At 62.6% G+C, this 11,700-nt stretch carries 14 protein-coding genes and 1 pseudogene; 2 read left to right on the top strand and 13 right to left on the bottom strand.

Features of this window, described 5'->3' with window-relative positions; all coding sequences use genetic code 11:
• On the bottom strand, nt 1-412 hold a 412-nt coding region (locus tag RMN84_RS07460), incomplete at its 3' end, for an FAD-dependent oxidoreductase (RefSeq protein ID WP_309611550.1).
• Nucleotides 409-1,539, bottom strand: a complete 1,131-nt coding sequence (gene crtY, locus RMN84_RS07455) for a lycopene beta-cyclase CrtY (RefSeq protein WP_309611549.1) — start codon at nt 1,537-1,539, stop codon at nt 409-411. The genes RMN84_RS07460 and crtY, both read right to left, overlap by 4 nt.
• A gap of 77 nt (nt 1,540-1,616) precedes the next feature.
• On the opposite strand from crtY, the gene RMN84_RS07450 reads away from it, so the two are divergent.
• A complete protein-coding gene (locus RMN84_RS07450) occupies nt 1,617-2,432 on the top strand; it encodes a sterol desaturase family protein (RefSeq protein WP_309611548.1) in 816 nt (271 codons plus the stop codon).
• Nucleotides 2,356-2,763: a DUF2141 domain-containing protein gene (locus RMN84_RS07445; protein ID WP_309611547.1), complete on the top strand. Its 408-nt coding sequence runs from the start codon at nt 2,356-2,358 to the stop codon at nt 2,761-2,763. Before RMN84_RS07450 ends, RMN84_RS07445 begins: the two co-directional genes overlap by 77 nt.
• Here RMN84_RS07445 and RMN84_RS07440 read toward each other — a convergent pair.
• From RMN84_RS07440 to RMN84_RS07390, 11 genes and pseudogenes are all read right to left on the bottom strand, one after another.
• Nucleotides 2,760-3,623: a CoA ester lyase gene (locus tag RMN84_RS07440; protein ID WP_309611546.1), complete on the bottom strand. Its 864-nt coding sequence runs from the start codon at nt 3,621-3,623 to the stop codon at nt 2,760-2,762. The two genes, RMN84_RS07445 and RMN84_RS07440, sit on opposite strands and share 4 nt — an antisense overlap.
• Nucleotides 3,620-4,075, bottom strand: a complete 456-nt coding sequence (locus RMN84_RS07435; RefSeq protein ID WP_309611545.1) for a MaoC family dehydratase — start codon at nt 4,073-4,075, stop codon at nt 3,620-3,622. Before RMN84_RS07435 ends, RMN84_RS07440 begins: the two co-directional genes overlap by 4 nt.
• Nucleotides 4,076-4,313: 238 nt before the next feature.
• A pseudogene (locus RMN84_RS07430) lies at nt 4,314-4,793 on the bottom strand (integrase core domain-containing protein); the annotation flags it as partial.
• 133 nt (nt 4,794-4,926) lie between these two features.
• Nucleotides 4,927-5,619, bottom strand: a complete 693-nt coding sequence (locus RMN84_RS07425) for a ThuA domain-containing protein (protein WP_309611544.1) — start codon at nt 5,617-5,619, stop codon at nt 4,927-4,929.
• 239 nt (nt 5,620-5,858) lie between these two features.
• Nucleotides 5,859-6,206 carry a hypothetical protein gene (locus tag RMN84_RS07420; protein WP_309611543.1) on the bottom strand — a complete coding sequence of 116 codons (348 nt, stop codon included), beginning with the start codon at nt 6,204-6,206 and terminating at the stop codon, nt 5,859-5,861.
• Between the two features lie 207 nt (nt 6,207-6,413).
• Nucleotides 6,414-7,034 (bottom strand): DUF305 domain-containing protein, encoded by a 621-nt coding sequence (locus RMN84_RS07415; RefSeq protein ID WP_309611542.1) that lies wholly within the window; start codon nt 7,032-7,034, stop codon nt 6,414-6,416.
• Between the two features lie 42 nt (nt 7,035-7,076).
• Entirely contained in the window at nt 7,077-7,571 is a 495-nt protein-coding gene (locus tag RMN84_RS07410) for a DUF305 domain-containing protein (protein WP_405051460.1), read from the bottom strand.
• Between the two features lie 49 nt (nt 7,572-7,620).
• Nucleotides 7,621-8,307 carry a cytochrome c gene (locus RMN84_RS07405; protein WP_309611540.1) on the bottom strand — a complete coding sequence of 229 codons (687 nt, stop codon included), beginning with the start codon at nt 8,305-8,307 and terminating at the stop codon, nt 7,621-7,623.
• 73 nt (nt 8,308-8,380) lie between these two features.
• The gene (locus tag RMN84_RS07400; RefSeq protein WP_309611539.1) at nt 8,381-8,851 is read right to left on the bottom strand and encodes a nuclear transport factor 2 family protein; all 471 of its coding nucleotides are present in this window, start codon (nt 8,849-8,851) and stop codon (nt 8,381-8,383) included.
• Between the two features lie 32 nt (nt 8,852-8,883).
• Nucleotides 8,884-10,002 (bottom strand): copper resistance protein B, encoded by a 1,119-nt coding sequence (locus RMN84_RS07395; protein WP_309611538.1) that lies wholly within the window; start codon nt 10,000-10,002, stop codon nt 8,884-8,886.
• A partial coding sequence (locus tag RMN84_RS07390) for a multicopper oxidase domain-containing protein (RefSeq protein ID WP_309611537.1) occupies nt 9,999-11,700 on the bottom strand: 1,702 nt, incomplete at its 5' end. The genes RMN84_RS07395 and RMN84_RS07390, both read right to left, overlap by 4 nt.

Raw genomic sequence — 11,700 nt, 5'->3', positions numbered from 1 at the left:
GATAGCCCTCGCGCCATACGCCCGCGGAGTAATCGAGAAAGCGTTTGTAGCCTTCGACGTCGGCCGGGTTGAGTGCCTCGATCTGCGCGAATAGCGCTTCGTCGTCGTTCGAATAATCGAACCGCGTCCCGTCGGGCCAGTCGAGTGCATAGAAGGGCGTAACCGGGAGGAGCGTGACGTCGTGCGCCATGTCGTGGCCCGACAGCCGCCAAAGCCGCATTAGGCAATCGGGATCGGTGATGACGGTCGGGCCGGCGTCGAACATGTGGCCGTCGCGCTCCCAATGATAGGCGCGCCCGCCGGGCTTGTCGCGCGCTTCGACGATGGTCGTTTGCACGCCTGCGGACTGGAGGCGGATGGCGAGCGCGAGGCCGCCGAACCCGGCGCCGATAACGATTGAGGTCTTCACTATTTCGTCCCCAGAGCGCGGATCGCGCGCGAGATAGTTACGGGCGGGCGCCCGGCTAGGATGCGGAGGCGGTCACCTAGCGTCGATCGGCCGGCATAGAAACGTTCGATCAGCGGCGCGGGGAGGCGGTAGAAGCGCTCGAGCACGCGGTAGCGCTCGGGCGGGTCGGCGGCGTAGAACAGCATTTTCGAGAGCAAGCGGTAGAAGCGGCCCTTGCGCCAGTGATGGCGGGCGTAGGCGCGGGTATCGGCGGCGGCGAGGTCGGGCTGCGCGGCGAACCAGGCGGCGAAGCGGACCGCGTCGGGCAGCGAGTAGCTGGTTAGCGGTTGGAACAGCGCCGCGCGGGCACCGACGCGGGGGAGCGCGTCGGCGGCGGGCCAGAAGCGGTCGAAATCGCCGCCCATGATGACCGGGAGCACACCGGTTTCGCTGTGGTTGGGCGCGGCGATCTCCCATCCTTGCGCGGCGGTAAAGACGGCGATGCGGGCGGTGATAGCGGGGACGTCGAGGCCGGGGGTGTCGCTGTAATAAGTGTCCTCGACGAAGATTTCGCTCGGGCCGAACGGGAGGAGGTAGACGAAGCGATAGCCTTCAGACTGGTCGACCGTGGCGTCCATCACCACCGGGCGGGAGAGGCCGTGAGGGCGAGCAAGATGAAGCGACTGGCCGACGAACTTTTGCCAGCCGCAGTCGAGGGCCGACAGGTCGCCTCCACCTCGCGCGTCAATGACGGCATTGGCCTCCAGCCTGCGGCCGCTGGCAAGCTGGACAGAACGGGGGGTGGCGGACTGGGCAGTGGCGTGGATGATGGCGTCGGCCGGGAGCGCGGCGCGGACGATGGCGTCGAGGCGTGGGGAGGTGATCGAGTGATATGGCTGTTCGATGGTCCGCTGGTGGCCGGGGAACCGGACATCGTAGGCTGGCCAGCGGTAGACGATGAGCGGCTCGACTAGCGCGCGCTCGGCCTCGGCGATGTCGCTGTCGAAGAAGCTCCACAAATGGTTGCCGCCGAGCGTTGCGCCGGCCTCGACGATCGTGACATGAACGTCGGGGCGGCGTTCGGCGAGCGCGAGCGCGATCAACCCGCCCGCAAGCCCGCCGCCGAGGATAATGAGGGATTGGGGTGGCATGGGGATTTGTTCTTAGCGAGGGCCCGGGGTGCGAACCACCCCTCCCTTTCAGAGCGAGGATGGCGTAAGCCGACACGATGGTTGCGCTCCTACTCTCCGCTTTTGCGATGACGGTCATCGTCGGGGTGCGTTATCTCCTCACCAGCGGGGGCTTTGCGCTGTGGACGGCGCGGCGGTTTCCGCAGCGGCTGGCGGGGCAGCGCGCGCAGGTGCGGCGCGAGATCGGGTGGAGCCTGGCGTCGGCGGCGATTTATGGCGTGCCGGCGGGAGTTGTCGCGTGGGGCTGGCAGCAGCGCGGGTGGACGCGGATTTATACTGGAGCGCAAGATTTTCCGCTGTGGTGGTTGCCGCTCAGCATCCTCGCATTCCTGCTCGCGCACGACACTTGGTTTTACTGGACCCATCGCTGGATGCACCGGCCAAAGCCCTTTCGCATCGCCCATGCGGTCCACCATGCGAGCAAGCCGCCGACCGCGTGGGCGGCGATGAGTTTTCATCCGTGGGAAGCGCTGACCGGGGCAGTGGTCATCCCGCTGCTGGTGCTCGTGATCCCGATCCATTTCGCGGCGCTTGGTGTGGTGCTCGCGGTGATGACGGTGATGGGGGTCACCAATCACATGGGCTGGGAGATGTTCCCGCGCGGACTCGTTCATGGAGAAATCGGGCAATGGCTGATAACGGCGAGCCATCATGAGCTTCACCACCAGCGATACCGATGCAATTACGGACTCTATTTCCGCTTTTGGGACCGATTGTGCGGTACCGATGCAGGGCTTGGCAAGTTTGCGCCGGCTGGCGCTGTGCGCACTGGCAGGCATGTCACTGGGCGGGGCGACGGCGCTGCCCTCGGCGCAGAGTGCGAACCTGACGGTCAGCGTCGAGGGACTCCGTGATCATAAGGGCAATCTGTTATTCTGCCTGACTCGGCGGACAGCGGAGTTTCTCAAGTGCGACAAGGATCCTGACGCGGTCCGTGGCAGCGTCGCGGCAAATGTCGGCACGCTCAATTTCGAGCATATGGTGCCGGGCGAATGGTCGCTGCTGATGATCCACGACAGCAATGGCAATGGGAAGCTCGACAAAAGGTTTGGGATCCCGCGCGAGGGGTTCGGCTTCTCGCGCAACCCGCCGATCCGCTTCGGACCGCCGAGTGCCGAAGCGGTACGGTTCGAAGTGCCTGCGGGGGTTTCGCATCAGCAGGTCAAGATGAGGTATATCTTTTAGAGGCCGAGCGTCTTGCGCGCGGCGATGAGGTGGGGGCGGTCGATCATCTTGCCGTCGAGGCCAAGCGTGCCAACTTGCGGGTTTTCCGCGAACGCGTTGACGACGCGACGCGCCCAGGCGATTTCCTCGTCCGAGGGCGAGTAGCAGCGGTTGATGATCTCGACCTGCGCCGGGTGGATGGCGAGGCGGCCGACGAAGCCGTCGCGGCGCGAGGCGCGGCAATCGGCTTCGAGCCCGGCAAGATCGCGGAAGTCGGCGTGGAGTGTGTCGATCGGCGCGGTGTCGGCGGCGGCGGCGGCGAACAACGCGAGATTGCGGACGAGTTTGTAGGGCGGGGTAAAGTCGCCCGCCTCATCGCGGTTGCTCGTCGCGCCGACGGCGGCAGCGAGGTCTTCGGCGCCCCACGTCAGCGCGGCGAGGCGGGGGTGCGCGGGCGCGTAACTGCTCAAGCTGAATAGCGCGGTCGCGGTCTCGGTGGCGACGGTGGCGATGCGGACCGAGCCCGGTGTCATTCCGGCGGCGAGCTCACGCTTGGCGATCTCGTCAGCGAGGTGGGCGACGTCGGCACCTCCCTCCGCCTTGGGAAGGAGGATGCCGTCGAGGCCGGGACGGACGATGGCATCGAGGTCGGCGGCGGTGAGGTCGCCGTCGAACGGGTTGACGCGGACCCAAAGCGCCCAGTCGCGCGGCTCTTCGCGGGCGATCAACGCGGCCACCATTTCCCGTGCCGCGTCTTTCTGGGTGGGGGCAACCGAATCCTCGAGGTCGAAGATGAGCACATCGGCGCCGGACTTCGCAGCCTTCGCGGCTTTCTTCTCGCTGTCGCCGGGGACGAACAGCCAGCTGCGCATTCGGGTCATGCTGCGGGGGATTTCATCATGAGGGCGAGGCGCTGGCAGGTGCAGACGACTTCGTCTCGCTGGTTGAAGGCGGTGTGGAGCAGTGTCACCAGCCCCTGCGACGGCCGCGACTTGCTCGGGCGCAGGGCGACGACTTCGGTCTCGACGCGGATCGTGTCGCCGGCAAAGACGGGCCTGGGGAAATTCGTCTCATCGAGCTTTACATTGGCGATGGTCGTGCCGAGTGTCGTGTCCTGCACCGACAGCCCGATCAAGAGCCCGAGCGTGAGCAGCGAGTTGACCAACGGGCGGCCATATTCGGTGTGCTTGGCATACTCATGGTCGATGTGGATCGCCGCCGGATTCATCGTCATGTTCGAGAACAGCATGTTGTCGCTCTCGAGCACGGTGCGGCGAAGCTCGTGGACGAAGCGCTGGCCGACGGTGAATTGATCGAAATACAGGCCGGCCATGGGGGTTCCTCGCGAGTGGAAACCCACCTTAACCGGCGATTTGCCGCTGCGCGAGAGGGCAAGCCACCCATCGGCCGGGATCAAGGCGGTCTGCGATAAGGTTCGGATGCGCCGGCTGGCGATGATCGCGCCACCCGCTTTGCCGTCGCTGAGAATTTCCGGGCCTCGGGTGGCGCAATCGAGGCGGGCAATGGCAGCTTCGACTGACCGGCCCCCAGCGAGTGGTCCAGCTTGATTGTTAGTGCATGATTGCCTCCATCGCCAGTGTTGGCCGTTGGTGAAGCGATGCGGAACCGGAGGACGGCACTGGCAATGGAACGGCTTCCGGGGCCGGCGGTCGGTAGTCGAGGCTGCTGTGCGGGCGGACGGTATTGTAGTGCCGCCGCCAGGCCTCGATTAGCACCCGCGCCTCGGTGAGGGTGTAGAAGATCTCGCCATTGAGCAGCTCGTCGCGAAGCGACCCGTCGAAGCTTTCGTTGTAGCCGTTCTCCCATGGCGACGCCGGGGTGATGTAGAGCGTCTTCACGCCGACCTGCGCCAACCATTTCTGGACCGCCGTCGCTATAAACTCGCTGCCATTGTCGGATCTGTTGTTGCCAGGTGGCCCGCGCGCGATAAACAGATCGGCGAGCGCTGCCAGCACGTCCTCATGGCGGAGCTGGCGGGCAACGATAAGTGCCAGGCACTCGCGGCTCGCCTCGTCGATGATCGTCAGGATATCGTCGATAGCGAAGCAATAGCGGGCGACAAGCTGCCGGATCTGCACTTCGGCCTCCAGTCGCGCAATGCGCTGCTCAATATCCATGCTGACTCTCCCTTTCCGACTTGGCCAATCGCCCCTCGGGTTCGTTTTAGAAGGCGATGGTCCGGTGACGCCCCTCAGCCCATTCCCGAGCCTCGGGCGAGGCGACCCAGCGGAGCGCATTGCCGACGATGGCGCCAAAGACCGGGTGCGCGAAGGTTCCAGGCACATCGCGTGGCTGGAGTACTACGACCGGGCACTTCCCCGCCGATGTCGCCCACCCGATCGGAACCGGCGACGGCGCGGCCGATCGCTCGCACGGGTCAGGCAGCCCCCGGACGGTGTGCATCGCCGACAAAAATCGACCCTCGACTGGGCCGCGCCACAGCAAGGGCTCGATCTCCGCCATGAACAGTTCGTGGCGGTAGGCTTCATCGCTTAGCTCGAAGCGATCAGGAACGCCGGCGAGAACCGGATGGTCGATATGCGCTCTGGTCACTTCATATCGCGCCCCGGGAGCATAGGCAGAACCTGGCCGCAATTCGCCGCGAATGACCCTCGGCCGATATAGAAAGGCCCCGCCGAGCAGCTCGGCATAGGCGGGCCAGCCGGGCCACGCCGCCAAGGCATGATGCAGGGCCACGAAGCCCATTTCCTGCTCGATCAGCGCCGCGAACCCAGCGACGAGTTCACGCGGCGGTTCAACCGGCTCCGGACGCTCCGGCACCGCTGCGCGAAAGTCCATTCCGGGCATGTCGTGCAGCAAAATCGCTTCGAACCCGCGCAAGCCCGCTGGATTCATGAGCCGCGCCGCTGCCGGCTGGTCGACGAAGCAGGGTTCGATTTACGCGACGGGCGAAACCCGCGACCGTTGACCGTGGCGCGAGTTCTGGCGTTCCTTTCAAGTCACGATGATAGCCAGGTGTGAAAATGAGTTAGCGTCAGCCTTCCTTGGCCCAAGGCATCGGAAGTAATCGGGCTAAGCCCGCGACGGTAGAAACGCGGTGCGCGCGCCATGGCGAGCGCACCGCAGGTTCGGGATTAGTTGCCGTAAGGCTGGTAGCCATTGCTAAAGCCGTAATATTGCTGGCGATTCCATTGGTGTTGGCGCCGATGCTCATGTGACCGTTGGTGATCCAGGTAACGATGCTCGGCACGTAGCTCCTGATGAACTTCCTGGTGCTCCCAAGGGTTCAAGCCTTGCTCATGCGCAGCTTCGTGCTGGTCTTCAAGCTCGTGGTGCGCATCGCGGTGCTCATGCCTCAGCTGACCATGTTCCATCTGATGCTCGCTTTGATAGCCATACCCGTAGCCGTAGTTTTGCGCAGCAGCCGGCGTCGTAATAGCGAGTGCCGCGGCGCCGATTGCGAGGGGTAGAAGAATACGCATGTCCATCTCCTGTAGCCGATAGGTACGGAAATGCCGGGCAACGGTTGAACTCAGTCTGAGGGAGATTGACATGGTGCGTTCAGGTTCCAAGCCACCACGAATGCCAAAAGGTGGTGAAGTCGGGCGTGATCCCGCCTCCGCATTGCTGCAGCCTCAGACGCCACGACCTTCCTAATGGCTATGCGCGCTCAGCTGCCGTCTTACCCATCATCGACTTGACCATTCTACCTCGTTCTGTTGATCGGCCCGCGTTTTCTCGACCTGCTGTTTGATCGCCCCCGTTACACCGTTTTTCAACGCCGCGTCGGACATGGCAATCGCGCCCTCATGGTGGGGAAGCATTTTACGCAGGTAAGTTTCGGACGGGGTTGAGCCACCTGCTTCCATCATCATCCGCTGCATTGTCATCGCTGCAGGCTTGTACAAATCGGCACTTTTCTGATTGGGTGGTCCCTTGCCCTCGAGTTTCGTCAACTCCTCAATCTCATGGCCTTGCTTGTCGATTGTCATTCTAGCCATCTTGGCGACGGCCGCTGTGGGCTTCTGATCAAGAACGATTTTCGACATATCGACCGCCCCTTGGTGATGCGCGATCATCTTGCGAACCCAATTGTCGCCAGCGTCAGCCCCAACGGCCGCGGCCATCTGCTCGTCCATCTTCATTTCGACGGGTTCGAAAGCGTTGGCCGCCGTATGCGTAACCGACCCGCCACCTGCCATGGCTCCGTTCTGCCCGGTGCTCACCTGCTCCTTGTTCGCCGACTGCCCGCACGCGACCAAGGCAGTAATCAGGGACAGGCCCAGCATTGATTTCAAACTATGATGCATGATCTTCTCCTGTTGGCTTCTCCGCTCTGACGGAGGGCGAGATTACGGGCGTGCAAGCAATCGCTTCATCTGAGCGATTTCCTGTTTCTGAGAGACGATGATATTCGCGCACAAGCTTTTGATCTCCGGATCACGGATCTCGGCTTGCTCGCACATGAGGATCGCGCCGGAATGGTGAGGAATCATCGAGCGGAGGAATTGATTGTCACCGATCAGCGCCTGCGAGCGAACCCCGAGGTAACCAAATATAAAGATGACCCCGAAGGCAACGTGAAGGATAATATTCAATCGAGCGTTCGGGAACATGTCTTTCATCAGCAACAGCATGAGCACCCCCATCGGCGCCGCCATCATCAAGGCCATGTAAAACATATTCAGATTATTATAGAATTCTCCGAGGCTGTAGATCATCGTGAACATCACGAAATACATGATGACCAAGCTGATCGCCATATTCAGACCGAACGTTCGGTAGGCGGCGCCATCCATGTTTTTGTTTGGCATCTTTGTGCCGGCGTCCGTCGACGAGTGATCCATTCCCTGTTGCATGTTCGTCTCCCTGTGTAGTGCAGCGCAGTTGAGCCATTTAGTGTGAATGCGTGTGCTTGTCGGACCTTGTCGCGCCGTGCGCCGGAGCTGGCTCAGCGCCATCTGGACGCATGGACTTAACCGGCTTCATTCCTTCCATCGAATGCATCGCGGGCATGTCCTTCATTATCGCATCATGATCGGCTGGAGCACTCGCGACCGCAGTTTTATATTGCTCCGGCGACATCTTCGGCAACGAACGGACGAAGGCGACCATATCCCAGATGAGCTGGTCGTCGTGGGTCCTGCCCCACGCCGGCATTGCGCTCAATTTGATGCCGTGTTTGATCGTCCAGAATTGCTCTGCTGCCGACTGATCCTGACCCCGTGCCAACTCGGGCGCTTGCGGGTAGAGGCCCTGGCTCATTTCCGTTTTTTCAAGGCCAGGGCCGAGATGGCAGCCGGTGCACATCTCGGTATAAAGTCCTGCACCCGTGGCGAGCCGCGCCGGGCTGTTAAGGTCGGCAGGAACGACGATATCGCGCGCATGGTGCCTGATGGCTCGGTCGCGCAATTGCTCTAACCCGAAATACACCGGCCGATAATGCGGTGCGTCGGCGCCGATATTGTAAACGCCCGCGAAGATAAAGACGCCGCCGATCGCTGCGATCAGAAGGGCGGCGAGCACCACGAAAGCCGTACTGGGCAGATGCCGGTGCAGATCGAGAAACTTGCCCTTTTCCACTTATGGCTCCTTCGAGCGGCAATTGCCCCTCAAGTTTTTTGATTCGTTGTGCTGCGCTGGCTAAACGTTTGCGTCAGGGCGTTTTTGGCTTGCGAGCCGAACTGTGCATGCTGATGATCTGCCACCTGCTGCCCTTCTTGCGCAGGACGCTCGTCGCCACGCCGAAGCGTTCCGCCACCTCACCGCTCTTCAATTCGATGCGATATTTGTAGGTCTCGGCGGCGAGCGCGACTGGCCCAGAAAATCGCACCGAAACCTTGTAATCGCTGAATTTGAACGACTTGAATTCGCTGAGTTCCGGCGTGAGATGATGCACAAGATAGTTTGCGTAATTACCCTCTGATCCCCCGCTTTCGAATATTTCGGAATCGTCGGCGAAAAGGACTTCGGTACCTCGAGCATCGAGGCGCTGAACCGCTGCCTCATAGGAACCCAAGACGGCACGCACTGCGGCGATGTCGTGTCCCCACGTCGCTGCGGGGCCAGCGACTGCGGGAGTCGACGCCAGAGCGATTAAGGTGATGATCGAGAGCAGCTTGGCCATTTTCCACTTTCTACGGGGGTGCACCCCCTTGCTTAGAACCAAGTCCTGATGCCCGTGACGACGCTCCAACCACCTCGGCGCTCGCCAGCATCGCGCAGGTAACGCCCGGTGGTTCCGAACGCCCGTTTGTACTGGATGCCGACATAGGGTGAGAATTCGCGGCGGATGTCATAGCGTAGGCGGAAGCCTGCTTCGATGTCTGAAAGTCCCGATCCGACGCCGATCGATCGGCTGCTCTGCGCCGCAGCATTGATTTCGACGCGCGGCTGCAGAATCAGTCGTTGCGTAATGCGCTGATCGACCGTGCCTTCGACGCGCCCCATCAATTCGCCCTTGTTTGACAGGAACAAGGCCGCCTCGATGTCGAAAAAGCTCGGCGCCAACCCTTCGATTCCGATCGTCGCGTAGGTCCGGGACGGGTTGGGTTTGAAATCATAACGGACGCCCCCCTGGAGATTGAAATAAGGCCCGATGGCGTGGCTGTAGAGGGCCTGAACCTCGGCTCGGGCGACCCCTCGCTTGACCTCGCCGTCGCCTTGGCTCTTGATCCACAGCCGGTCGAGATCGCCGCCATACCAGGCCTGCCCAACCCACTGGTAGCCATCGCGGCCGCGCTTGAAATGATAGTCGGCAACGTTGAGCATTACCTGCGAAAGCCTCTGGCCGCCGTGAAACTCACCGAGATGATGGCGACCCATCGCCATCGCTGAAGCGCCATACGCCTGATCGGCCGCATGATCGGTCGGTACGGGCGGGGGCGGCGCATTTCCTGCGGGTAGATTGGTTCCGCTTTCGTCCGCGGCAGGCGTTGTAGGCATGGCCATGCCCGGCATGTCCTTCATGTCGTGATCTGTCGGCATCGTCATGCCCGGCATCGATGACATGTCGTGAGGCGCTTTGGCTGCCTTTGAAGGGCTGCGGGGCTGCTTGCGGGGCTGCTTTGCCGATGCGCCCTTCTTGGTCATGGCGGTTTGCTTCTTCTTTGAAGGTGTCCGTGAAACGGCCTTCTTGGCTGTCGGCTTTGTGGCGGCGGGCATTTTCATGCCCGGCATGCTCATCCCGGGCATGTTCATGTTCATCTGCGCGGTCGCCGGTGAGGCAAGCGGCAGCCCGGCGCAGGCGGCGAGCAGGATCAGTTGCGCGCGCGTCATGCCGCCGCTCCCGTCGTCGGGCGAACCGTCACGACCCGCATCATGCCCGCCGCCATGTGGTACAGATTATGGCAGTGGAACGCCCAGTCGCCGGGCGCATCGGCAGTGACATCGAAACTGACCTTTCCCCCCGGCGGCACGTTCACACTATGCTTTCGTGGCGCTGTCGCGCCATGCCCGGTGACGAGCTCGAAGAAATGGCCGTGCAGGTGAATCGGGTGCGGCATCATCGTATCGTTGACTAGCGTCACCCGCACCCGCTCGCCCAAGCGAAACGGGATCGGTTCGGCGGGATCGCTTAACTTTACACCATCGAACGACCACATGTAGCGTTCCATGTTGCCCGTCAGGTGGATGTCGAGCGCTCGTGACGGCGCGCGCACGTCGGGATTGCGATCGAGCGCGACGAGATCGCGGTAGACCAATACGCGGTGGTCGAGCCCGTCGAGCCCCTGCGGCGCTTCTCCGCTGCGATCGCTTGGCATCGGCGTGATCGTCTGGACCCCGGGGCCCATCTTCACGCCCGGCGCATTCGTCGCGTCGCGCATGTTCATGCTCATCGGATGGCCCGACCCGGCACTTGCGCCTCCTGCAGCCGAATGATCCATACCGGGCATCGCGGCTTCGGCCGCCGGCGCTGCCGCGCCATGATCCATCCCGGCCATTCCAGCCATCGCATCGGTCGGCGTTGGGGACATGCCCACCATTGGTGCGGCAGCGCTCGCAGCCATCGAACCATGATCGGTCGGCTCTCGCCAGCCGGTCAGTTTCGCCAGCAGGCGCGAGGCATTCTGCTGGGCCGACGGATCGATCCCGCGCTTCATCCCCGGATCCTTCATGTCCATGCCCGCCATGTCGCCCATGCCCATGTCCATCATGGTCGTCAGCGGCCGTGGGCGGAGCGGCGGGACAGGCGCACTCATTCCAGCACGTGGGGCAAGCGTCGCCCGACCGAGCCCCGAGCGATCGATCGACTCGCTAACGAAACTATAAGCCCGATCGCCCGGCGTGACGATCACGTCGAACGTCTCGGCCACCCCGATCTGGAACTCGTCGACCGTCACCGGCCGGACATTCTGCCCATCGGCGGCGACGACCGTCATCGGCAAATCCGGGATGCGAACGTTGAAATTGGTCTGTGAGGCGGCATTGATGATCCGCAGCCGAACCCGCTCGCCCGGCGTGAACAGCCCGGTCCAATTATCGAACGGCCCGTGACCGTTGACGGTGAAGGTGTAGGTCGATCCGGTGACGTCGGCGATATCGGCCGGGTCCATCCGCATCTTGGCCCATTCGAGCCGCTCTTGCTGCGTCTGGTCGCGCCCGGCGATCAGCCCCGACAGGGTCTGCCGCTGCATGTTGAAATAGCCGCCGCCCATCTGCTTCAATTTGCGAAAGATGGTCGCGCCGAGCATCGGGCTGTGTTCGGACAGGATGATAACATGCTCGCGATCGAAGGCGATCGGATCGGGTCCGGCGGGGTCGATCACGATCGGCCCGTACAGCCCGTCCTGCTCCTGATAGCCCGAATGGCTGTGATACCAGTAGGTCCCCGCCTGGATGATCGGGAAGGTGTAGTCGAACGTCGTGCCCGGCGCGATGCCGGGGAAACTCACGCCCGGCACGCCGTCCATCGTGAAGGGCACAAGCACGCCATGCCAATGGATCGAACTGTCCTGGGCTAGCGTGTTCGTGACG

The sequence above is a fragment of the Sphingomonas sp. genome (genome assembly GCF_031380695.1).
Classification (GTDB): Bacteria; Pseudomonadota; Alphaproteobacteria; order Sphingomonadales; family Sphingomonadaceae; genus Sphingomicrobium.
The sequence above is the reverse complement of the archived record's forward strand: the minus strand, read 5'-3'. Positions and strand labels throughout refer to the sequence as shown.